The following is a 22,596-nucleotide window of genomic DNA, read 5'->3' on the forward strand; positions in this document are numbered from 1 at the left end:
ATCGACCAGGGGTTGGTCGGTGTTGTCTGACATGCGCTGGTTTCCCACTTCACTAGTTCGCTTATGAATCCGGTTCTGGATATGTCTCTCGATGAGTTGTTTGATCAGTTCGATCGGCTCCGAGTTCTGATTGTTGGCGATGTTATGCTCGATTCCTACGTATGGGGGCGGGTTGAACGCATCTCGCCCGAAGCGCCCGTTCCGGTTGTGACGGTAGACCGGCGTGAACGCCGGCTGGGCGGGGCGGGTAACGTACTCCTCAACGTACAGGCCCTGGGGGCCGAAGCGATCATCTGTTCGGTAATCGGTACGGATACGGCCGGTGATCAGCTCGAACAGGAGCTCTGCGACCGGGGTCTCAACTGCGACGGGCTGATCCGATCATCGTCCCGCATCACCACCATCAAAGAGCGGATCATTGCCAGCGCGCAGCAGGTCGTACGGGTCGATACCGAAACCGACAAATACATTACTGCCGACGAGCGTGCCCAGCTGGTGCAGAAAGCCAAGGAACTGATTCCATCCTGTCATGTGGTGATCTTTGAAGACTACGACAAAGGGGTGCTCAGCAAAGAAGCTATTGCCGAAATCACCGACTTTGCCAACCTGCAGAACGTACCGACGGTGGTTGATCCGAAGAAACGCAATTTCCTGTCGTACCAGAATACCACCCTGTTCAAGCCCAATCTGAAAGAGCTGCGCGAAGGGCTGAAAGTAGAGTTTGACGTCGACAACGCGACCGAATTTCGGGCGGTGGTCAGCCAGCTCAAAGAGACACTGAATCTACAAGGGGCGCTGATTACCCTGTCGGAGCGCGGTGCGTTCATCGACTACAATGGAGAAACGCTGAAACTACCTGCCCACGTCCGTCAGATTGCCGACGTATCGGGCGCGGGCGATACCGTTATCAGCATTGCAGCCTGCTGCGTGGCCCTGAAGCAGTCACCGTCCATTATAGCGGGCCTGTCGAACCTGGGCGGTGGACTGGTCTGCGAGTCGGTGGGCGTCGTGCCGATTGACAAAGCGCAGCTGAAGCAGGAAGCTATCGAAACCGGGCTGCGGGCTGTCTAGTTTAGCTGATAGTTCATAAAAAAAGCGAACCACAGCTACGTGGCTCGCTTTTTTTATGGGTGCCTGACCGCTAGTAACCGGGGTTCTGGGTCAGCTGTTTGTTAGTGTCGATCTCGCGCTGCGGAATGGGCAGTACGAGGTTATTGGCGTTGTAGGGCGTGGTACCAACGGTACCGGCCGTGCGCTTGATGTCGGCAATCTGCTGACCTTCGAACGCCAGCTCCAGCCGCCGTTCGAGCAGCACGGCCGCCAGGTTCACGCTGGTGAGCGCGGGCGCAGCGGCCCGGGCGCGGATTATGTTCACATCCGCCAGCGGAGTGGCGCCGACGGTGGTATTCAGGCGCAGGTTCGTTTCGGCCCGGACCAGGTACATCTCGGCCAGCCGGATAACCGGCACATCGCCAAAACGGTCGTTGAACTTATTCGTGAACACGTTATTGCTGACGGTGGTGAAAAACTGGCCCCGCACATCGGCAGCGTCGTACAGCTGGCGGAATTTGGTTTGCACCCGGATATCGCCCCGGCCCGACACGCGGGTCGACCCGTAGTAAGTGTTGAGCGCGTTGCTGCCGTCCTGATCGGTAACCAGTACCTTGAAGATCGTTTCAGGCGATGTATCGGTGAAGGCACCGGCAAAGGTACTGGCCAGCGAGAACGTACCGGCGGTGATGGCGCGGTTAGCGGCATCGCGGGCACCGGCAAAGTTTTGCTGTTGCAGATATACCCGGGCCAGCATAGCCTGGGCAGCCGCCTTGTTGGCAAAGCCTTTCGGATCGGCCGTACCGGCAAAGGAAGCGGGCTGGGTGGCTGGCAGCAGCTGTTCGGCTTTCGTCAGATCGTCGAGTACCTGCGCGTATACCTCGGCCACGCTGTTCCGCGGGCGGCTGTCGGCGTCGCCAATCGTTCCGGTGGGCGTCAGCACGAGCGGCACCCCCAGGTTGCTGGCGGGCGTACCGTCGTTGAAACTTTTGCCGTAGAATTTCACCAGTTCGAAGTACAGCGAGCCGCGCAGGAAACGAGCCTGCCCTTCGTAGTTGTTCCGGTTGGCTGCGCTGACCTTGTCCAGGTTGGCCAGTACGTTGTTGGTACGGTTGATGGCGTTGTAGCTGTCGAGCCAGAGGTCACGCACGTCGACGTTGGTAGTTGTGACGGTTTTGCGCCAGAGTTCATCCAGGCTCGTAAACGTTCCGCCAAATACCACATCGCGGTTGTCGCCCAGCAGCTCGCCGGTATACTGGATACCGCCCCCGTAGAGGTTCACATCGCTGATGCCGTCATAGGCGCCGGTGAGGGTAATCTGCACATCCCGTTCGGTAGTCAGCGCCTGGCTGGCGTCGATACTCTGGGTTGGCTGTACGGTCAGGCGGTCGTTACAGGCGGTCAGCAACAGGGTGCTCAAACCAACCAGCAATCCGTTTTTTATGTATGTATTCATAATCTGAAATGTCCGTTTGTCGATTGCTTAAAATCCGATGTTGATACCACCCGTAATGGTGCGGGCCTGGGGAGCCGTGTAGAAATCGTAGCCCTGTGCAATGTTGGTAACGATATCGTCGGCATTGACTTCGGGGTCCCAGCCAGCATAGTTGGTGAAGGTCAGCAGGTTCAGGCCGGTTACGAAGATCCGTACGTTGTTGAGCTTAGCCCGGTTGATTAGCGTCTTGGGCAGGTTGTAAGCCAGCGTAGCATTCCGCAGCCGAACGAACGAGCCATCCAGAATGAAGCGGGTAGAGGGCTGGGCTCCGTTGTTGAAGAACAAACGGGCTTCCGGTACCGTCGTGTTGGTGTTCTGCGGAGTCCAGGCGGCCAACTGATCTACAGTCTGGTTATCCTCGAAGCGACCGTTGGCCGACGAGAAACGACCTACGCCATAGAAGTTGACTTTGTTGCCGAACACGCCGTTGAAGAAGACGCTCAGGCTAAATCCTTTGTAGCTGAAGGTGTTGGTAACGCCGGCCGTCCACTTCGGTAGCGGGCTGCCCGCTACTACGCGCTGCGCCTGGTTGTAGGTGCTCGTGGTGGTGCGGTCGATAGAGCCGTCTGTACCAGTAGTGTTCTTGTACCAGAGCGCATTTCCGTTGGCCGGATCGACCCCCGCGTATTCGGGTGTAAAGAACACCCCCAGGGGCTGACCTTCAACGGCCCGGCTCATGGCGTTCAGACCCCCTTCAATAATCTGACCCTGCAGGTTCGTGATTTTGTTCCGGTTCGTCGATGCATTCAGGCTCGTTGTCCAGCGGAAAGCGCCCGTGGTGTTTTCGGTGTTCAGGACAAACTCGAAGCCCTTGTTTTCCAGACTACCTACGTTGCGGAACTGGGTCGAGAAGCCGGTTGTGCCCGGCACGTTTACGTTCAGCAGCAGCCCCGTCGTTTGCTTGTTGTAGTAGTCGATTTCGCCATTGATCCGGTTGTTGAGGAATCCGAAATCAAGACCTATGTCGGCCTGGTCGGTGGTCTCCCACTTCAGGTTGGGGTTAGCCAGCTGCGAGGGCCGCTGACCGGGCAGGCCGGCATAGCCGCCATCGCCGGTGAACAGGCCCAGTTGCGGGAAGTTTTCGATTTCGGCGTTACCGGTGCGGCCGTAGCTGGCGCGGAGTTTCAGGAAGCTGATACCGGAGGTATTCTTCAGGAAGTTTTCTTCGGTCAGCACCCAGCCCGCCGAAACCGCCGGGAAGAAACCGTAGCGGCTGTCCTGCCCGAAGCGCGACGAACCGTCAATCCGGGCGCTGACGCCCAGCAGATACCGATCGGCAAACTTGTAGTTGGCCCGAACGAAGTAAGACAGGAAGCGGTAGTCGGTCTGGGTCGAACTGGCGTTGGTCTTGCGCGCTGCGCTGGCGAGCTGCTTATAGGCGTCTGAGGGGAAATCCTGTCCTTCGGCCAAACTGGTTTTCCGCTGCGACTGCTGGTAAGACATACCCAGTACGCCATCTACCGCGCTGCGGCCAAAGCTGGTACCGTAGTTGAAGAAGTTGTTAGTCGTGTAGTTTTCGACGCGTACGTACCGGTTCGAGGCTTCGCCCAGGGGTGAGCCACTGTTTCGCTGGGTTTTGCTGCTGTAATACAGCTCTTCCTGCTGATTCAGCACGTCGAGACCAAATTCGGTTCGGAAGGTGAGGCCCTTAACAATACCCAACTGGCCGTATACATTGCTGATGTTGCGGTATACGGTGGTGTTGAAGTTCGAGTTACCCAGGTTCACAATCGGGTTGTAGTAATACGGAATCGAGATGTCGCCGGGAGGGGTTCCTGCGGGCAGCCCGGTGGCCGGGTCCGTCGAAGGCGTCATCGGTGGCAGGGCCACCATCTGAACCGGGTTGTCGAATTGACGGTCGCCCGAGAGCCGCTGGTTAAACGTGCGCGACAGACCGGTGTTGAAGCCAACCCGGAACCGATCCGAAATTTTATGGTCGATGTTGACCCGGCCCGAGTAACGCGTCAGGGCGTTGCCGATCAGTATCCCTTTCTGATCCAGAATCTGGCCCGACAGGTAGAACGTTGTTTTGTCGTTACCGCCGTTGATGTTCATATCATACTGCTGGAAGGGCGCATCCTGGTAGGCCAGATCACCCCAGTTGGTGCTGGCCTGGTTGGCCGTACCAAAGGTGCCCAGGCCCTGCGTCAGGAAGAAATCTTCCATGTATGTCGTATACGAATCAGGGTCGTTGGCTGCGTAGCCGTCGATGCGGTCCGAGTTGGCAGCCGCCTGCCGGTAGAAATCTACATACTGCTGGGTGTTGAGGAACTGCACCTTCCGGGTGGGCTCGCTCGAACCGGCCTGCGCGCTGAACGTCACGTTGGTGCGACCGGCGCGGCCTTTTTTGGTCGTAATCAGTACAACACCGTTGGCCGCCCGCGAGCCGTAAATAGCGCCCGCCGACGCATCTTTCAGGATTTCGATCGACTCGATATCCTGTGGGTTGATGTCGCTCAGGGGGTTGGTGGCCGCGGCATTGAACGAAAGGTTATCGGTCGTTACCGGTGTACCGTCAACCACGTACAGCGGCTGGTTGGAGGCCGATACCGACGACTGGCCCCGCACCCGTACCTGAATGCCCTGACCCAGTTTGCCGCTACCCGAGTTGACCTGCACCCCGGCAGCTTTACCCTGGATGGCCTGGTCGAAAGTCGTTACGGGCTGGTCCTGAATATCAGCGGGTCTGATCTTGGCAATGTTACCGGTCAGGTCGCGCTTGATTTGCTGCCCGTAGCCCGTGACGACGACTTCGTTCAGGTTGCGGACATCAGCCTGTAGTTTTACGTTGATGACCGAGCGGGAGCCTACCTGCTCTTCGATACTGGCGAAGCCGATGAAGCTAAAGATAAGTGTAGCGTTATCGTCAACGTTGAGGGCATAGTTGCCATTGGCATCGGTCAGCGTACCCGTTGTTCGGCCTTTTACACTGACCGATACCCCTGGTAAGGCTGCATTATCATCTGACGACGTAACCCGACCCGAAACAGAGCGGGTTTGTGCATACCCTATCTGTACGGCCAGAACGAGCAATGACAGTACAATTCGTAGAATTTTACTCATAATATGAAGTGGTTAATTCGACAATAACCACAAAAGTAATGTTTGCGTACTGATTTAAAAAGGATACTCTGGTTGGTAATACATACATATATCAGAATCATTATGTGATGAAATAAAATTATACCAAATATTATATAATAGCATACTCCATTAATAGGGTAAGTAAAAGCTGAAGTATACTATCTTTGCGTTTCCGTACGATTAAGGCGTTTATGATTCGACCGGTTTGCTTTCTTCTGTGGTTACCCGCCTGCTTATGGATAGGCTGTGGAAATCTTGTGCCCACGCCCGACCTCCGGCCAGCGGCCTATACCGCCTGGGTAACGGGCGACACGGCCGATGTGCAGACCCAACCCCTGGGCGGACTTGTACTGGCTGGCGGAAGTACCGATGTCGATGCGGCCATGCGCTGGCTGTTGCAACGCAGCAACCACGGCGATGTGCTCATTATCAGAGCGTCGGGCAGTAATGGCTATAATGACTATCTGTTCAGCCGGCTGGGCGAGCGCGTCAACTCCGTCGAAACGATACTGGTAAACACGCGTGAGCTGGCCCATCATGCCGATATTCTCCGGAAAGTACGCCAGGCCGAAGCGATCTTCTTCGCCGGGGGCGATCAGGCCAATTACGTCAACTTTTACCGGGGAACCCCGCTGGCCGATGCCCTGAACGAACGCATCCGGGCGGGAGCAGTGCTGGGCGGCACCAGCGCAGGCTGTGCTATTCTGGGGCAGGTCTATTTCTCGGCGCTGCACGATTCTGTCGTTTCTGACGAAGCGCTGGCCAACCCGTTCGATCAGCGGGTTACGCTGGGGTATGCTGATTTTCTGAAACACCCGCTGCTGGCCAACCTGATCACCGACCAGCATTATACCAACCGCAACCGGCATGGCCGACACCTGACGTTTCTGGCCCGCGCTGCAACCCAGACCAAACAACCCCGGGGTATCGGCGTCGATGAAAAAACGGCTGTTTGTGTGCTACCCGACGGTAAAACGCTGGTGTTCGGGCAGGGTAACGCCTATTTCCTGCAGGCCGCGGCCACATTGCCCGAAACGTGTACGCCCGGTAAGCCCCTCACCTGGAAAGCCAGCGCCAAAGCCGTACGGGTGGTGCGGGTGGCGGGTTCCGAGACGGGTACGGCCGGTTTTGATCTGCGCACGTTCCAGCCTGCCGACCCGACTGGCATTGCGTACTGGTACGCCGAAAACGGGCAATTGATTAAACCATAAACTACCCGGCCTGGTCCAACGTTTTAGAGAAGAACACTTCCCGTAAACAACGACCATGAACCGTTATATACTTGCCCTGCTGGTAGGGCTGGTGTGGGTACCGGACCTGCTGGCTCAGGTTCAGTATACCACACCGAAGCCCCGCGTCGACGACGTAAACGACACCGATGTGTCGATTCAACGAGTCGAGCTGACGGATCAGTACACGATCCTGTACATGACATTTCGGGCCGCGGGTAGCCGTCGGCAGATTCCGGACCGGACCATCAGCAGTACCATTGGATTTCAGCCGTCGTCGCGCCTGTATGTCAATCAGGGCGAACGGTCGTACAAGTTTGTACGGGCCGAGAACATCCCGCTCGAAACCCGTCGGCGCGTCACCCCCGGCGAGACGGTCGATTTCGTAGCGTATTTTGAGCGCATCGATCCGGGCTATACGGTATTCGACCTGTTCGAGTGCAAGGACAGCTACGGATACGTTTGTTTCAACTTCTGGGGAGTACATATCATTAACCCGCCCCGCCCGCCCAAGGATACCTATGCCAAACGGAGTCCGCGTCCGCAGGTACCCGCCACGCCGACGCCCCGGCCGCGTAGCCTGCCTCAGCCTGCCCCCGAAACCAAAACCCCGGCACCCGTAACGCCTGCCCCTGTTCCGGCCAGTATATCGATAACCGGTATTACGCGCAACGCCAAAAGCCGTAAACCTATAACGGCCACGGTTAGCTACCAGCTGATCTCGGGCGCTGAAGCCGCGGGCGACGATCCCGCCGACTCGGTGCTGAGCGGCAGTCTGACGGGCAAGTACCAGATTCCTGTCGACCGGCGGGGCGTTTATGCCATTACGGCCTCGGCACCGGGTTACTTCAGCCAGAGCGATACGCTGGCAACGAACCGGATCAACCTTACCCGCGACTTCGATCTGGTACCCATCGAGGCCGGTGCTACGGTCACCCTCCGTAATATCTATTTCAATGTGTCGAAGTACGATCTTAAACCGGAGTCGTTTCCGGAGCTCAACCGGCTGGTGGCTGTCATGCAGGATAACCCGACCATGCAGATCCGGCTCGAAGGGCATACCGATACCGTCGGTGATTTCGATGCCAACGTGGAGCTGTCGCGCAATCGGGTCAATGAGGTGAAGCGGTATCTGGTCAGCAAAGGAATTGCCGCCGGGCGGATCGAAACGGTCGGCTACGGTCCGTCGCGCCCCATCAACACCAACCGCAGCCTGAAAGAGCGGCCCGAAAACCGACGGGTCGAGATGGTAGTTGTAACGGTGTAAACCGAGACTCACCTATGTCGTTTGACCTCAACGTTGTTCTGTCGCGTATCGACGAGGCTATCAGGCCCTATCCCAAAGCGGCCATGTTCGAGCTGGCCGAACGCGGCTACGACAGCCTGTTCGAGCAGCTGATCTCCTGCATCGTGTCGATCCGGACGCTCGATGAAACAACCATACCCGTATCGTTACGGCTGTTCGAGCAGGCCCGCACGCCGGAGCAGCTGCTGGCCCTGGACATCCCGACCCTGACGGCCTGCCTGTATGGCTCTACCTACCCGGATCAGAAGGCCTATACCATGCGCGGCATTGCCGAACGGATCGTCAACGAATTTGGCGGGCAGTTACCGGCCGACTACGAAACGCTGACCTCGCTGAAAGGGGTGGGGCCAAAGTGTGCGAATCTGGCGCTGGGTGTGGCGACGGGTCAGGCGGCTATCAGCGTGGATGTTCACGTACACCGGGTGGTCAACCGCTGGGGTTACGTTCAGACCAGGCAACCCGAGCAGACCCTGACCGCGCTGGAGAAGCAGGTCCCCCGCGAGCAGTGGGTGAACATTAACCGGCTGCTGATGCCCTTCGGTAAACACATCTGCACGGGTACCCTGCCGCATTGCTCTACCTGCCCCGTACTCGATTACTGCGAGCAGGTGGGCGTAGATCGGAATCGGTAATGGGTTAAAAATCAGGGATTCGTGTGATAAAAGTCACAGACGTGGGCCTCGACGGTTGCGTACCTTGTTGGCTCAACCAGGCTTATTAATCACATGGAAGCGAACATGGGTTTTCTAGACAAACGCATCCGGCTGTCAATAGCCGCCATCGTCGTTCTGCTCATTGTCACACAACTCGTCACGGGCCTATGGGCCATTGTGCTGGGTATAGTGGCCGTTGTTTTTGCCCTGACCAGTATGACCGGCGTATGCCCCCTTTACACGGTCTTCGGCCTCCACACCAACCGCCGAAAAACGAGTTCAGCCAAATGAATCAGGCAGGTACCCCGTCAGGGATGAATCCACTGACGGGGGGGGGTGTCTCTACCGGTAGGTGGGGATAACTGTAAACGGATGTACTGAGGCCATTCATCAGGTAGGGCTGACTAGGGCAGATTTCGCCAGCTACCGGCATCATGTATGTCTTTCAGCCCCTGGCTGGCCAGAAACGATTTGGCGCGGCTACTCCGCATACCCGACGCGCAGCAGAGCACAATGGGTTTACGGTAGTTTTTTAGCTGGTCGAGCCGGGCTTCGAGCTGATCGAGGGAAATATTAACGGCCCCCTTGGCGTGTCCACCCGCAAACTCGCCCGCCGAGCGTACATCTACGATTACTGCTTCCCGGAGTATCGATTCATCGAACGAACGGCTTCCGGAAGCGCCGAATAACGATTTCAGCCTATTGATCATTTGCGTAGGAAGTTGATTGATCCTACAAAGCTATAAGCCGTGCCGGCCAGTGTCCGTGACATTTATCACGCAGCCAGGAGAAATAATAAAAAATGGTTTGCACAGCTGTGCAAACCATGTCGTGGTCCCGACGGGAATCGAACCCATATCAAACGTTTAGGAAACGTCTATTCTATCCGTTGAACTACGGGACCTGTTATTAGTAGCTAAGCTGGGCCGGAAAAAGGACCTGCTCTGCCCGAGCTGCGGCAACTCGACGCGGGCAAACCTTGCCCGGGGTACCAAATAAAAACCTAAAAGGTTTGGGGAAACCTTTTAGGTTTGAACTATGCAAATTTGTCGAAAATCCGTTAACCTGCCAAACCGTCGCCGTACTCGGCCGATTCGGCCAGGGGCACGTTGACCCAGTTCGGATAGATCTGATAGTGCTTCTCCCTGACTAACGTATACAGCAGCTCACGCAGTTCGCCCACGTTTTCGCCGGTCTGTGCCGAAATGAACGCGACATGATCGGCCTTGTGGGTCAGGTACGTTTTCTTCAGAAAATCGAGCGCGGTTTGCCGACGTACGGCTACCGGTACGGCTACCTCATCCGGCGCGTCGTCACCAAACGGATCATCGGCAGGGTCGGGCAGGGTTTGCTCCAGCCATTCTTCCTTCGGCGTAAACTGGTCCATTTTGTTAAACACCAGCACCATCGGTTTGTCGGCGGCTTTGATGTCGGCCAGGGTGGTATTCACGACCTCGATCTGCTCCTCAAAATTAGGGTGCGACACGTCAACTACGTGAACCAGGATATCCGCTTCGCGAACCTCGTCGAGGGTCGACTTAAACGACTCGATGAGCGTAGTCGGCAGTTTGCGGATAAACCCAACCGTATCGGTGAGCAGGAACGGGATATTGCCCAGCGTCACCTTCCGTACGGTCGAGTCGACGGTAGCGAAGAGCTTGTTTTCGGCAAACACGTCGGCTTTGGCCATGGTCCGCATCAGCGTCGACTTGCCTACGTTGGTATAGCCGACCAGCGCCACCCGGACCAGCCGGTCGCGTTCTTTCCGGCGGGTTACGCTCTGCTTGTCGATCTTGGCCAGCTTCTCTTTCAGAAACGCGATCCGGTCTTTCACGATCCGACGGTCGGTTTCGAGCTCTTTTTCGCCCGGTCCGCGCATCCCGGCGCCCCCTTTCTGCCGGCTCAGGTGAGTCCACATCCGCGTCAGTCGGGGATACAGGTATTGATACTGCGCCAGCTCGACCTGCACGCGGGCCTGGGCCGTCTGCGCGCGCATCGAGAAAATGTTCAGAATCAGCAGGCTACGGTCCAGCACTTTAACGTCGGTAAACTGACCTTCGAGGTTACGCACCTGCGCCGGGGTCAGATCGTCGTCAAAGATGATGGTATCGACGGGGTTGTCGAGTATATACGTCTGAATCTCTTCCAGCTTGCCTTTACCCACAAAGGTGCGGGTATCGGGGCGGTCGAGTTTCTGGGTGAAGGTTTTCTTCGTGATGATCCCCGAGGTCTCGGCCAGAAAAGCCAGCTCGTCCAGATATTCTTTGGTCTGGTCGGCGGTCTGTTTCTGGGTGACGAGGGCAACCAGTACGGCGGTTTCGGCCGGTTTGGTTGTCGGGTGTGTATGGGTTTCGTTCATGAATTGATGTCTGTGGTATGTGTAAACCCGTGATGAAACGTCACTGGTCTACTATGAATAAACGGGCCATTCCGGGTAAAAGTTTCGCCCCCCAAAGGCCCTCTACACCTGCATCTGGCTATACCTGAATCAGCTTCCAGCGGCCGCGCCGGAACACGAGAATAGCCAGTACGGCCAGCAGCGTTTCGCTAAACGCCACCGCCCAGAATACGCCCGACGGCCCCCACTGCATCCGCTCGGCCAGCACGTAGGCCAGCGGAATCTCGACCAGCCAGAAGCATACGATGTTGATCAGCGTTGGCGTACGGGTGTCGCCTGCTCCGTTGAGGGCCTGGCTAACGACCATGCCATACGCAAAGGCGACATACCCCACGCAAAACACCCGCAAACATTCTACGGCCACGGCAACCACCCGTGGGTCATGGTCGAACAGGCCAACTACCTCATGGGCACCGAGATAAAAGCCGATGCCTACCAGCAGCAAAAACACCATGTTGCAGAAGGCAGCCCGCCATACTGAGGTTTCGGCCCGGTCGGGCTGCCCGGCGCCGAGGTTCTGACCCACCAGGGTAGCCGCTGCGTTGGCCAGGCCCCAGGACGGCAGGATGGTGAAGACCAGAATCCGGATGGCAATGGTGTAGCCCGCCACAACCTCGCTGCCAAAGGTAGACACCAGCCGCGTCAGGAAGACCCAGCTGGCCGACCCGATCAGGAACTGTCCGGTACCGCCGGCTGCCACGCTTAGCAGGTTTCGGATAATACCCGTGTCGGGCGAGAGGTCGGCTTTCCGTACCTGCACCGAGCTACCCGTCCGCGTCAGGGCGTAGAGCTGGTACAGTACGCCCAGCGAGCGGCCGGTGGTGGTGGCTACCGCCGACCCCATTACGCCCATGGCCGGCACGGGACCAAACCCAAAGATGAACACCGGACACAGGACGATGTTAACCCCGTTGGCGATCCAGAGGGAACGCATGGCCAGCGATGCTTCTCCGGCTCCGCGTAGACTGCCGCTGAGCGTGTGGAGCAGGATAATGGCCGGGGCCGAGGCAAAGATCATGCGCGTGAAGCCCGATCCGTTAGCGACCAGCTGGGCATTGCCACCCATGAGCTGCAGGATGTTTTCGGCCAGTAACACGCCCGGTACGCCGAGCAGCACCGCCATCGTGAGCGAGACCAGGATAACCTGCCCCACCGTAGTACCGGCTTCGCGCGGGTTGCCTTCGCCTATACGCCGGGAAACGAGTGCGCTGGCGGCCGTGCTCAGACCGATGGCGATGGAGTAAACGATGGTCAGAACCGACTCGGTCAGCCCCACCGTGGCGATGGCTTCGGTACCGATGCGGGCTACGAAAAATACGTCGACCACCGCAAACAGCGACTCCATGACCATCTCCAGAATCATAGGCACCGATAGCAGAAAAATGGCCCGGTTGATACTACCGGACGTAAAATTGGTTTCCGAACCGCGCAGGGCGGCCAGAAATAACCTGAAAAATCTGGTCATTGACAGCAACGGATTGACCCATAGCCCAACCGGCTAACGGCAACCTATGGATAATGAAACATGGAAATGGCCACCCTGTCGGAAGGGTCAGCGAGGTACTGGAGGAGAGAAAGAAGACCTGCGTAGGGTCTTAGCCGAGGAACTTTATGGGCGTTAGTGGACCGCTGGCGCGGCCGCGTTTTGCGATGCAAACCTACGCGTTTATTTTTTTGAAATCCAATCAGAATTGAGCCAGTGGTCTGAAACAGGCCCCTACGGCCTGAAAAAGCCTATTTGTCCTAGGCAGGCTGGTAGGTCATCTGAATAAATCCGGTATCGAATGCCTGGCTGCTGACCAGCGTGAGCGGGGTCTCGGTAGCGCCGACGCCGAAGAGGGGAATACCGGCGCCGAGCACGATGGGCGCTACCGAAACGATGAGTTCGTCGATCAGACCGGCGTTCAGCAGAAGGGTGTTGATCTGACCGCCCCCAATCAGCCAGATGCCCTGGCCGTCGGTTTGCTTCAGCGACCTGACAAACTCCACCGGGTCGTCGGCTACAAACTGAACATAGGGCGCATTGGGCCGGACCGACCGGCTGAATACGTAATTGATCTTGTCGGCGTAGGGAAACTCGCCCTCCATGCCCAGAACGACCTGATAGGTGCTGTTGCCCATCAGCGTGGTGTCGATACCGGCCAGCAGATCGTCGTAGCCGTAGTCGAGTAAATTTGGGTTGGGTATGGCTTCGAGCCAGTCGACGCGGCCATCGGGGCGGGCAATGTACCCATCGAGCGAGGTTGCGATGTAAAGAATCAGTTTCCGCATAACGAACTATAGGCTGGGCAGGCAGTTAAGCAAATATGAGCGCAGAACCCTTACTTGTCAATCACATTGCCGACTATCTCGACCACGAATTCGCCACCGGGCGCTACCCGCTTAGCGAACAGGGCGGCATCGACTGCCCGTCTGACCGGCCCGTTCGTCGGCTGGGGCTGGCACTGGAGCCGTTTCCGGGCATCCTGAACTGGATTCGTGAGCAGGAACTCGACGCCCTGTGGCTGCATCGGCCCTGGCAGCTCGATGCGTCGCAGCTACCAGCGGGTCTGGCCCTGCTGCATCATCACCTGCCGTTCGATGAAACATTGACCATGGGTCTGAATCATCGGCTGGCCCGGCTGCTGGGGGCGGCTGACCCGGTTCGGCCGCTGGGCACCAAACAGGCTACCGATGAGCGCGGGCAACTGCTGCCCCCCCGACCCGTCGGGATGCTGATCGACGTGCCCACGCGCGAATTCGACGCCCAGCTGGCCACGGTCAGCCGGGCGTTTGCCGGGTACGACCGGGCCGAAGCCGGGCGGCATACCGATGTAACCCGGCTGGCGGTGGTTGGCGCTATGACCGATGCGCTGATCCGGCAGGCTGCCGAAGCGGGGGCCGAGCTGTACCTGACGGGTCAGTACCGCAAACCCGCGCAGGACGCCGTGAACCAGACCGGCATGGCCGTTATCGCCGTGGGCCACCGCCGAACCGAGGAGTGGGGTCTGCTGGCACTGGCTGAACTCCTGCGCGAGCGCTGGCCGGACCTGACCACCATCTGCCGCTGACAAACCGGCTACGGAATCTCGCGCGGGTCGGTGGCTATGCGGGTGTTGTCGTAGAAGGTATTCATCAGGGCCATGTCCTCGTCCGAGATCGTAAAGTCCAGCACGTCCAGGTTCTCGCGGATGCGGTCGCGTTTGACTGACTTCGGTATCGTAACGACGCCGTGCTGAACCGACCAGCGTACCAGCAGCTGGTAGGTCGACTTATTGTATTTTTCGGCCAGTGCTACCAGGGGCGGGTCGTTACGTTTCTCGCCCCGGACCAGCGGAGCGTATCCCTGGAGCTGAATCGTTTTTGAACGGCAATACCCCAGCACGTCGGGCAGGTAACAGTAGGGGCTGAACTCGACCTGATTCACGGCCGGCACAACGGTAGCCTGCCCAAGCAGTTCGTCCAGATGTGGCTGGTAGTAGTTCGAAACACCGATGGCCCGCACGCGCCCGTCGGCATAGAGTTTTTCCAGCGCGCGCCAGGTGTCGAGCCGGTGCGGACTCGATGGCCAGTGGATGAGGTACAGGTCGAGCACGTCGAGCTGCAGTTTCTCCAGGCTCCGGTCAAAGGCGCGCAGGGTTGCTTCGTAGCCCTGATCGTCATCCCAGACTTTGGTGGTGATGAACACCTCACTGCGGGGGAGGTTAGCGGCCTGGAGCGCGTCGGCCACTTCGCGTTCGTTTCCGTAGGCCGAGGCCGTATCGATCAGGCGGCAGCCCGCTTCCAGGGCCCATTCTACCGCCTGCTGCACTTCACTATTGTGTTGGGGCGCATAAACGCCCAATCCCAGCAGGGGCATATCGACGCCATTATTGAGGGTAACGGATGGTATAATCATAGGGGTAAAACGGTCTTGTGTGCATAAGAGCATTGACCGATCAATAGTTCGGAAAATGAGTATATCCCAATGTCAGATGAATTCAGTATCTATGGTCTTCCGTAGATAGAGAAAGTGGATAAAAGGCCCGGTATGCGACAATTTTACCTGATTGGGAGTATAGCGCTGGGATTGCTGCGGATTGGGTCGGCGCAGTCTGTTCAGTACTCGGCCGAGTTGGGTGGGTTTGGTGCGTCTTCTGCCCGGAACCCCTTCTGGCTGCGTACCAACCAATACGGTACGGTGCCGCTGCGCGGGTCGTTCGGGACGCTCCGGCTGGGTATCTCCCGCACGTATGCGCCCCGCCCCGACACCACCCGGAAAAAACGGGTCGACTGGGGGGGCGGGCTGTATGCCGTTGCCAACGTTGGGCCGCGCCCGTCGCCTGACCAGCCAGCTTTGCTCTTGCCCGATGCCTACGTGACTGTCCGCTACCGCTGGCTGGAGTTGTTTGGCGGTAACCGGCGCGAGGTATACGGACTGGGCGATACGCTCCTAACATCGGGTTTTGTGGCCTGGTCGGGGAACGCGCTGCCTTTTCCGAAGATTCAGCTGCACATGCCGGACTTCGTGCCGCTGGCGTTTACCCGAAACCGCATCGCTATACGGGCTGGTTATGCCCACGGCTGGCTGGTCAATAGCTACATTGAGGGCAGTTACCTGCACCAGAAATACCTGTATGGCCGGATAGGAAGGCCGCAGGCGCGGATCAACGTATATGTTGGACTGAATCACCAGGTGCAGTGGGGCGGCCGCGCCGATTACCTGATCGGCACCGATCTGTCGGTAGATGGTAGCCTGCCTACTTCGTTTCGGGACTACCTGTCGCTGATCACGGGCCGCTACCCGGATGCCCTGCAAAACAACCGCTTCACCACCTTCGACGGCACCAACCGGATCGGTAATCACGTCGGTAGTTACGACCTGGCGCTGGCCTGGAACGGCCGTCAGCAGAGCTGGCTTTTGTACCACCAGCATATGTACGAAGACGCGTCGGGGCTGGCGCTGCAGAACGTGCCCGACGGGCTGACGGGATTACGGTTTCTGAACAAACAAACGAATCCGGTCCGGTTCCGGGTTGAACGGGTAGTGCTGGAGTGGCTCAGTACAACCAACCAGAGCGGAGCCACGTTCGACCAGATGGCCCGCTACCAGGGGGGCGATAACTACTTCAACAACAGTCAGTACCGCGAAGGCTGGTCGTACCGCGGTCATACACTCGGAACGCCGTTTATTGCGCCCCGCGCGTCGTTTTCGGAGGCTGTCAACGCGTTCACCGGCGGAGGGTATTTTCCGAACAACCGGGTCAGGGTCTGGTACGGGGGGGGGAGCGGTCGTTTTCGGCGCGGCCCGCTGCTGACTACGCGACTCTCGTACAGCCGGAATTGGGGTACGTTTACGCAGCCTTACCCAACGGCATTCCGGCAGTTTTCGGGCCTGCTATCAGCGCAATGGGTGCTGCACAAAAAGGCTCCGCTGTGGCTAACAACCGCACTGGCGCTGGACCGGGGCGATTTGTTTCCAACATCAACGGGCGGCTCGATCAGTTTGAAAAAGAACTGGTAGGTTTGGGCGCTGCTGGGTCGGGCGGTCGTGTTTCAACCCCGTGATTCGTTTGCGTAGCCGGTTCGGTAGCCGCGCTGCCACTTTCCTGTAGGTAGGTTCGATTAGAGAAATATTAATTTTTAACCTTTTTTTAACCCGATAAAATCCAGACATCAGATTCGGTCGTATAGGCTCATGCAGGTTGTTGCAACCTGTTCATGATCAATTAGTACTAGAAAAACTTTTCATCTATGTCTATGCTGTACCGAACAAAGCTCCGAATGGCCGCCAGCCTGCTGGCTATTGGCTCGCTCCTGACTCTGGATTCCTGCCGCGACGCGCTACAACCCGTTGAGCCCACCGTCTCCGGTGCCCGCCTGTCGGCTAACTTTGACTTTTATGTCCTGTCGGACAACAATCAGCTGCTTAAGCTCAACACCCAGAATCCGTCGGTAAGCAGCAGCTCCATGACCATTACGGGCCTGCAAAGCGGTGAGCGGCTGGTAAGCATCGACTTCCGACCAGCTACGGGGCAGCTGTACAGCGTTAGCAGCAACAGCCGCTTGTACGTTATCAACCTGAACAGTGGCGTAGCAACGCCCATCGGTGCCGGTCCGTTTATGCCACCTACTAACGGCGACGCCATTGGCTTCGATTTCAACCCGACCGTTGACCGCATCCGGCTCGTAACCAACCAGGGCCAGAACCTGCGGCTCAACCCCGAAACTGGCGCTGTAGCCAACGTAGACGGCGCAATCAACGGCGTAGCGGGTGCGGCTGTTACGGCGGTTGCCTATACCAACAACCGGGCCGGTGTTACAACTACGACCCTGTACGACATTGACCCGATTACCGACCGGCTGTACCGGCAGAACCCACCGAACGATGGTCGGCTCGAACTTGTCGGTTCGCTGGGTGTCGATATTGCCGGTACCGGTAGCTTCGACATTGGCCCGGATGGCAGCGCTATTGCTACGCTGATCAGCGGTAACACCCGTGGTCTGTATCAGATCGACCTGACGAGCGGTGCGGCCGAGCGCCTGGGCGACCTGCCAAACGTAAGCATTGTTGGCCTGGCCATCCCGACGGAGCCGGTTGCCTACGCCGTTACGTCGTCGAACATGCTGTGGATCTTCAACCCGATGAATCCGACGCCCATTGCCAAGCCGATTACTGGTCTGCAACCGGGTGAAGATATTTATGGAATCGACTTCCGGCCGGTTAACGGTCAACTCTACGCGCTGGGCAGCACGAGCCGGATTTATACCATCAACACGTCGAATGGCGCTGCTGTGGCGGTAGGTGCTCCGTTTAGCCCCGGTCTGACCGTAGGTGACTACGGCTTCGATTTCAACCCAACCGTTGACCGCATCCGGCTCGTTAGTAACAGCAACCAGAACCTGCGCCTGAACCCCGACAACGGGGCTGTTGCCGCTGTAGACGGTATGCTGACCGGCTCGCTGGGTGGCGCTACCGGCGCGGCTTACACCAACAACTTTGCGGGGTCTACCACAACGACGCTGTATAGCCTCAGCAACTCTAACGGCCAGCTGTTCATCCAGAACCCGCCGAACAACGGTACGCTGGTACCCGTTGGCGGTAATGGTCTGCTGGGCCTGCCGTTCGAAGGAGCCAATGGCTTTGACATCGGTGGTACGAGCAATATTGCCTATGCTATTCTCCGGTCGAACGGCACGACCCGCCTGTACACCGTAAACCTGACCGCGCCGTCGGTTACGGCTGGCGCCATGCTGCCCGGCAACCCCACGATTCGTGGTTTCGCCGTCGGTTTAGGATTCTAATAAATTATGGGATAACCGTTTCGGATCGATCATTCCGGAATGGTTATCCCGGGTTTAAAATCCGGGCCTATTCATGGTCGGAATGGGCCGGATTTGTATTGAGGATAACCAATGAATAGGCCCGGCATTGATGCCGGGCCTATTTTTATCCCGAAATGGTCATTCCGAATAGGTTATCCCGGATTAAAATCCGGGCCTATTCATGGTCGGAGTGGGTACGAATTCGTATTGAGGATAACCAATGAAATGGCCCGGCATCAATGCCGGGCCATTATTCATACCCAATTCCTCAACCAGTTTTACCGGCTGAGGTAGAGGTTGCGTTCGGAGTAGACCTTCTGGAAGAAATCGTCGGTCAGGTCATCGATGAAGTAGATGCCTTCGCCGGTCGATTTCATTTCGGGGCCGAGTTCCTTGTTCACGTTCGGGAATTTGCTGAACGAGAAGACCGGAATCTTGATGGCGTAGCCTTTTTTGACCGGCTTGAAATCGAAATCGGTCACTTTTTTGTCGCCCAGCATCACCTTGGTAGCGTAGTTGACATACGGCTCCTGGTACGCCTTACAGATAAACGGTACCGTACGGCTGGCGCGGGGGTTCGCTTCGATCACGTACACCTGCTCGTCTTTGATGGCGAACTGGATGTTGATCAGGCCAACCGTCTTGAGCGCGACCGCAATCTTTTTGGTGTATTCTTCGATCTGATTGATCACATGCTCACTCAGGTCGAAGGGAGGCAGCAGCGCGTACGAGTCGCCGGAGTGGATACCCGCCGGTTCGATGTGCTCCATGATCCCGATGATGTACACATTCTCACCGTCGCAGATGGCGTCGGCCTCGGCTTCGATGGCGTTCTCCAGGAAATGGTCGAGCAGGATGTTGTTGTCCGGAATATCCTGCATGATCTTCATCACGTGGCTTTCCAGCTCGGTTTCGTTGATCACGATTTTCATGCTCTGACCGCCCAGTACATAGCTCGGCCGTACCAGCAGCGGGAAACCCAGTTCGCGCGACAGCTCGATGGCGGCTTCTGATTCGCGAACGGTACCAAACTTCGGATACGGAATATTCAGATCGCGGAGCATGCCCGAGAACAGGCCCCGGTCTTCGGCCAGGTCGAGCGCTTCCCAGCTGGTGCCGATGATCTTAATGCCGTAGCGCGTCAGCTTCTCCGCCATCTTGAGGGCTGTCTGACCACCCAGCTGCACAATAACCCCCTCTGGCTGCTCGTGCATGATGATAGCGTGAACGTGCTCCCAGAACACCGGCTCGAAGTACAACTTGTCGGCAATGTCGGGGTCGGTCGAGACGGTTTCGGGGTTACAGTTGATCATAATCGTCTCGTACCCCGCTTCTTTAGCCGCCAGCACGCCGTGAACGCAGGAATAGTCGAACTCGATACCCTGCCCGATGCGGTTCGGACCGGAACCCAGCACCACAATCTTTTTCCGGTTCGACCGAACCGACTCGTTACCCGGCAGATCCGATACCGGCTCGGGCCGGTCGAGGGTGATGGGCAGCTGGTTGTTGAAGGTCGAGTAGTAATAAGGCGTTTTGGCTTCGAATTCGGCCGCGCAGGTGTCTACGCACTTGAACACCCGCCGGATGTTGTGACGCTGACGGTAGTCGTAGATTTTGCTTTCGCGAACCTGCAGGATGTGGGCCAGCTGCCGGTCGGCATAGCCTTTCTGTTTGGCTGTGCGGAGCAGCTCGGGGGGCAGCTCGTCGAGGTCGTACTGTTGAATTTCGCGCTCCAGCAGAATCAGCTCTTCGATCTGGTGCAGGAACCACGGATCTATTTTGGTCAGCTGCTGAATGGTCCGGAACGACATACCGGCCTTGAACGCATCGTAAATATGGAACAGGCGGTTCCAGCTGGGGTGGGCCAGGCTTTCCCGCAGGGCGTCGCGGTCGGTCAGCTCGCGGCCGTCGGCGCCGAGGCCGTTGCGCCGGATTTCGAGACTCTGACAGGCTTTTTGGAGCGCTTCCTGGAAATTCCGGCCAATACCCATGGCTTCACCCACCGATTTCATCTGGAGACCCAGCGAGCGGTCGGCACCCGGAAACTTGTCGAAGTTCCAGCGCGGTACTTTAACAATGACATAATCGATGGCGGGCTCGAAAAACGCCGACGTCGTACCCGTAATCGGGTTAATCAGCTCATCGAGGTTATAGCCAACGGCCATTTTAGCGGCAATTTTGGCGATGGGATACCCCGTAGCTTTTGAGGCCAGCGCCGATGACCGGCTTACCCGCGGGTTCACCTCGATCACGATGATGTCGTCGGTTTGCGGATTGACCGAAAACTGAATGTTACAGCCCCCGGCAAACTGACCGATACCACTCATGACCCGGATGGCGAGATCACGCATTTTCTGGTACAGCGTATCGGGCAGGGTCATGGCCGGCGCCACCGTGATGCTATCACCGGTATGGATACCCATCGGGTCGAAGTTCTCGATGGAGCAGATGATGATGAAGTTGCCGTTGTTATCGCGCAGCAGCTCCAGCTCGTATTCTTTCCAGCCCATAACGCTCTGCTCGACCAGCACCTCATGAACGGGCGACGCGTGCAGCCCGGCGGTGAGGGCCTTGTCGAAGTCGTCGGGATGGTTTACGAAGCCGCCCCCCGTACCGCCCAGGGTGAACGACGGTCGGATAACAAGTGGGAAGCCAATCTCCTGCGCAATTTCTTTTCCTTCCAGAAACGAGCGAGCCGTACGGCCTTTGCAGACGCCCGCGCCCAGTTCCAGCATCAGCAGCCGGAATTTTTCCCGGTCTTCGGTGGTCTCAATGGCCTTGATGTCTACGCCAATGATCTTCACCCCGTACTTTTCCCAGATGCCCGCTTTATCGCAGTCGATGGCGAGGTTGAGGGCGGTCTGGCCACCCATAGTGGGCAGTACGGCATCAATGGGGCGACCCATCTCCTGGTGTTTTTTCAGGATGTCGACGATCGACTTTTTCTCCAGCGGCAGCAGATAGACGTTGTCCGCGTTGATCGGATCGGTCATGATCGTGGCCGGGTTGGAGTTGATCAGACTGACCTCGATTCCTTCGTCGCGGATGGACCGGGCTGCCTGCGAACCAGCATAATCAAATTCACAGGCTTGTCCGATAACAATAGGGCCGGAGCCGATAATCAAAACCGAGCGGATGGCAGAATTTTTAGGCATTTCTCAGGAGCAATGAAAAATGGGTAGAATGGCCAGAACATCAGGAGCGATACGGCCAAAAATCCCGCAAAGGTAGGGGGCTGAGAAAGGAATTAAAAGAAAACAGTTAATTAATCCGCTTGGACATCCGAATCGTCAATCCGCTTTTGCAACTCAATCTGCCAGTCTATGCCCCAGTGTTCACAAATTTCAACAGCCGTCTTTGCTATCCGCCCAGCGTAAGGCACTCGCTCATAGTAAGGTATGGTGTGTAGCAATGCCATTAATGCATATTCGATGGACTGCTCCCGGTTTGAATCAGGTAGCTCTAAATAGAAAATGCTCATGTTAACAGCCGTTCCAGCCACCGAAACGCTGTAGGCATCTGGATTAGAAGCCGCCAGCTCCACTCTGATTTTTAGGGCTTCATCGTAGGCGGCTTCGGCCTCGGCAAAGCGTTGGTTGTCACTGTAGAGATTAGCCAGATTGTTGAGCGTGGTGGCCACATTGGGCAGGTAGGCCGCTGGGCTCTGCTGAGCCAGTTGCCGACGAATGCTCAGGGCTTCATCATAGGCGGCTTCGGCCTCGGCAAAGCGTTGGTTGTCACTGTAGAGATTAGCCAGATTGTTGAGTGTCATCGCCACATCGGGCAGGTAGGCCGCTGGGCTCTGCTGAGCCAGTTGCCGACGAATGCTCAGGGCTTCATCATAGGCGGCTTCGGCCTCGGCAAAGCGTTGGTTGGCCCTGTAGAGAACAGCCAGATTGTTGAGTGTCATCGCCACATCGGGCAGGTAGGCCGCTGGGCTCTGCTGAGCCAGTTGCCGACGAATGCTCAGGGCTTCATCATAGGCGGCTTCGGCCTCGGCAAAGCGTTGGTTGTCACTGTAGAGAACAGCCAGATTGTTGAGCGTGGTGGCCACATCGGGCAGGTAGGCCGCTGGGCTCTGCTGAGCCAGTTGCCGA

General features: G+C 57.5%; 17 protein-coding genes and 1 tRNA gene. 8 read left to right on the forward strand and 10 right to left on the reverse strand.

What is annotated here, in order from left to right; translation table 11 throughout:
- Positions 1-63: 63 nt before the first annotated feature.
- Positions 64-1,071, forward strand: coding sequence for a bifunctional heptose 7-phosphate kinase/heptose 1-phosphate adenyltransferase (locus FBR45_RS01855; RefSeq protein ID WP_138498814.1), 1,008 nt, complete (start codon positions 64-66; stop codon positions 1,069-1,071).
- Positions 1,072-1,141: 70 nt separating this feature from the next.
- Here the strand turns inward: FBR45_RS01855 and FBR45_RS01860 are convergent, their stop codons facing one another.
- A complete protein-coding gene (locus tag FBR45_RS01860) occupies positions 1,142-2,506 on the reverse strand; it encodes a RagB/SusD family nutrient uptake outer membrane protein (RefSeq protein WP_138498816.1) in 1,365 nt (454 codons plus the stop codon).
- A gap of 27 nt (positions 2,507-2,533) precedes the next feature.
- A complete protein-coding gene (locus FBR45_RS01865) occupies positions 2,534-5,608 on the reverse strand; it encodes a SusC/RagA family TonB-linked outer membrane protein (RefSeq protein WP_138498818.1) in 3,075 nt (1,024 codons plus the stop codon).
- Between the two features lie 278 nt (positions 5,609-5,886).
- On the opposite strand from FBR45_RS01865, the gene FBR45_RS01870 reads away from it, so the two are divergent.
- From FBR45_RS01870 to FBR45_RS01885, 4 genes are all read left to right on the forward strand, one after another.
- Positions 5,887-6,840, forward strand: coding sequence for a cyanophycinase (locus FBR45_RS01870; RefSeq protein ID WP_171044814.1), 954 nt, complete (start codon positions 5,887-5,889; stop codon positions 6,838-6,840).
- 55 nt (positions 6,841-6,895) lie between these two features.
- The gene (locus tag FBR45_RS01875) at positions 6,896-8,125 is read left to right on the forward strand and encodes an OmpA family protein (RefSeq protein ID WP_138498822.1); all 1,230 of its coding nucleotides are present in this window, start codon (positions 6,896-6,898) and stop codon (positions 8,123-8,125) included.
- A 14-nt stretch (positions 8,126-8,139) separates the two neighbouring features.
- On the forward strand, positions 8,140-8,796 hold the full coding sequence (locus FBR45_RS01880) for an endonuclease III domain-containing protein (RefSeq protein WP_138498824.1): 657 nt from the start codon (positions 8,140-8,142) through the stop codon (positions 8,794-8,796).
- A 93-nt stretch (positions 8,797-8,889) separates the two neighbouring features.
- Positions 8,890-9,108, forward strand: coding sequence for a YgaP family membrane protein (locus tag FBR45_RS01885; protein ID WP_138498826.1), 219 nt, complete (start codon positions 8,890-8,892; stop codon positions 9,106-9,108).
- 113 nt (positions 9,109-9,221) lie between these two features.
- Here the strand turns inward: FBR45_RS01885 and FBR45_RS01890 are convergent, their stop codons facing one another.
- The 5 genes from FBR45_RS01890 to FBR45_RS01910 all read right to left on the reverse strand — a co-directional run bounded on the left by FBR45_RS01890 (position 9,222) and on the right by FBR45_RS01910 (position 13,486).
- A complete protein-coding gene (locus FBR45_RS01890) occupies positions 9,222-9,527 on the reverse strand; it encodes a rhodanese-like domain-containing protein (RefSeq protein ID WP_138498828.1) in 306 nt (101 codons plus the stop codon).
- Positions 9,528-9,649: 122 nt separating this feature from the next.
- Positions 9,650-9,721, reverse strand: a tRNA-Arg gene (locus FBR45_RS01895).
- Positions 9,722-9,877: 156 nt separating this feature from the next.
- The gene (hflX, locus tag FBR45_RS01900) at positions 9,878-11,176 is read right to left on the reverse strand and encodes a GTPase HflX (protein WP_138498830.1); all 1,299 of its coding nucleotides are present in this window, start codon (positions 11,174-11,176) and stop codon (positions 9,878-9,880) included.
- A 118-nt stretch (positions 11,177-11,294) separates the two neighbouring features.
- Positions 11,295-12,680, reverse strand: coding sequence for an MATE family efflux transporter (locus tag FBR45_RS01905; RefSeq protein WP_138498832.1), 1,386 nt, complete (start codon positions 12,678-12,680; stop codon positions 11,295-11,297).
- A 278-nt stretch (positions 12,681-12,958) separates the two neighbouring features.
- The gene (locus tag FBR45_RS01910) at positions 12,959-13,486 is read right to left on the reverse strand and encodes a dihydrofolate reductase family protein (RefSeq protein WP_138498834.1); all 528 of its coding nucleotides are present in this window, start codon (positions 13,484-13,486) and stop codon (positions 12,959-12,961) included.
- 35 nt (positions 13,487-13,521) lie between these two features.
- On the opposite strand from FBR45_RS01910, the gene FBR45_RS01915 reads away from it, so the two are divergent.
- A complete protein-coding gene (locus FBR45_RS01915) occupies positions 13,522-14,265 on the forward strand; it encodes a Nif3-like dinuclear metal center hexameric protein (protein WP_138498836.1) in 744 nt (247 codons plus the stop codon).
- A gap of 8 nt (positions 14,266-14,273) precedes the next feature.
- Here the strand turns inward: FBR45_RS01915 and FBR45_RS01920 are convergent, their stop codons facing one another.
- Entirely contained in the window at positions 14,274-15,092 is an 819-nt protein-coding gene (locus tag FBR45_RS01920; RefSeq protein WP_138498838.1) for an aldo/keto reductase, read from the reverse strand.
- A gap of 132 nt (positions 15,093-15,224) precedes the next feature.
- On the opposite strand from FBR45_RS01920, the gene FBR45_RS01925 reads away from it, so the two are divergent.
- Positions 15,225-16,697 (forward strand): capsule assembly Wzi family protein, encoded by a 1,473-nt coding sequence (locus FBR45_RS01925; protein ID WP_138498840.1) that lies wholly within the window; start codon positions 15,225-15,227, stop codon positions 16,695-16,697.
- Positions 16,698-16,933: 236 nt separating this feature from the next.
- A complete protein-coding gene (locus FBR45_RS01930; protein ID WP_317128591.1) occupies positions 16,934-18,478 on the forward strand; it encodes a DUF4394 domain-containing protein in 1,545 nt (514 codons plus the stop codon).
- Between the two features lie 299 nt (positions 18,479-18,777).
- Here the strand turns inward: FBR45_RS01930 and carB are convergent, their stop codons facing one another.
- Both carB and FBR45_RS26490 read right to left on the reverse strand, forming a co-directional pair.
- The gene (gene carB, locus FBR45_RS01935; RefSeq protein ID WP_138498844.1) at positions 18,778-21,654 is read right to left on the reverse strand and encodes a carbamoyl-phosphate synthase large subunit; all 2,877 of its coding nucleotides are present in this window, start codon (positions 21,652-21,654) and stop codon (positions 18,778-18,780) included.
- Positions 21,655-21,764: 110 nt separating this feature from the next.
- The coding region (locus FBR45_RS26490; protein WP_212748611.1) for a tetratricopeptide repeat protein at positions 21,765-22,596 on the reverse strand (832 nt) is incomplete at its 5' end.

Source organism: Spirosoma lacussanchae (assembly GCF_005870035.1).
Taxonomy (GTDB): domain Bacteria; phylum Bacteroidota; class Bacteroidia; order Cytophagales; family Spirosomataceae; genus Spirosoma; species Spirosoma lacussanchae.

What these genes read in the sequence shown, in the direction of transcription:
- FBR45_RS01905 (WP_138498832.1), bottom strand. Translation starts at nt 12,680, where the DNA reads ATGACCAGATTTTTCAGGTTATTTCTGGCCGCCCTGCGCGGTTCGGAA.
- FBR45_RS01885 (WP_138498826.1), top strand. Translation starts at nt 8,890, where the DNA reads ATGGAAGCGAACATGGGTTTTCTAGACAAACGCATCCGGCTGTCAATA.
- FBR45_RS01910 (WP_138498834.1), bottom strand. Translation starts at nt 13,486, where the DNA reads ATGCGGAAACTGATTCTTTACATCGCAACCTCGCTCGATGGGTACATT.
- FBR45_RS01875 (WP_138498822.1), top strand. Translation starts at nt 6,896, where the DNA reads ATGAACCGTTATATACTTGCCCTGCTGGTAGGGCTGGTGTGGGTACCG.
- FBR45_RS01855 (WP_138498814.1), top strand. Translation starts at nt 64, where the DNA reads ATGAATCCGGTTCTGGATATGTCTCTCGATGAGTTGTTTGATCAGTTC.
- hflX (WP_138498830.1), bottom strand. Translation starts at nt 11,176, where the DNA reads ATGAACGAAACCCATACACACCCGACAACCAAACCGGCCGAAACCGCC.
- FBR45_RS01930 (WP_317128591.1), top strand. Translation starts at nt 16,934, where the DNA reads ATGCTGTACCGAACAAAGCTCCGAATGGCCGCCAGCCTGCTGGCTATT.
- FBR45_RS01880 (WP_138498824.1), top strand. Translation starts at nt 8,140, where the DNA reads ATGTCGTTTGACCTCAACGTTGTTCTGTCGCGTATCGACGAGGCTATC.
- carB (WP_138498844.1), bottom strand. Translation starts at nt 21,654, where the DNA reads ATGCCTAAAAATTCTGCCATCCGCTCGGTTTTGATTATCGGCTCCGGC.
- FBR45_RS01865 (WP_138498818.1), bottom strand. Translation starts at nt 5,608, where the DNA reads ATGAGTAAAATTCTACGAATTGTACTGTCATTGCTCGTTCTGGCCGTA.
- FBR45_RS01925 (WP_138498840.1), top strand. Translation starts at nt 15,225, where the DNA reads ATGCGACAATTTTACCTGATTGGGAGTATAGCGCTGGGATTGCTGCGG.
- FBR45_RS01890 (WP_138498828.1), bottom strand. Translation starts at nt 9,527, where the DNA reads ATGATCAATAGGCTGAAATCGTTATTCGGCGCTTCCGGAAGCCGTTCG.
- FBR45_RS01920 (WP_138498838.1), bottom strand. Translation starts at nt 15,092, where the DNA reads ATGATTATACCATCCGTTACCCTCAATAATGGCGTCGATATGCCCCTG.
- FBR45_RS01860 (WP_138498816.1), bottom strand. Translation starts at nt 2,506, where the DNA reads ATGAATACATACATAAAAAACGGATTGCTGGTTGGTTTGAGCACCCTG.
- FBR45_RS01915 (WP_138498836.1), top strand. Translation starts at nt 13,522, where the DNA reads ATGAGCGCAGAACCCTTACTTGTCAATCACATTGCCGACTATCTCGAC.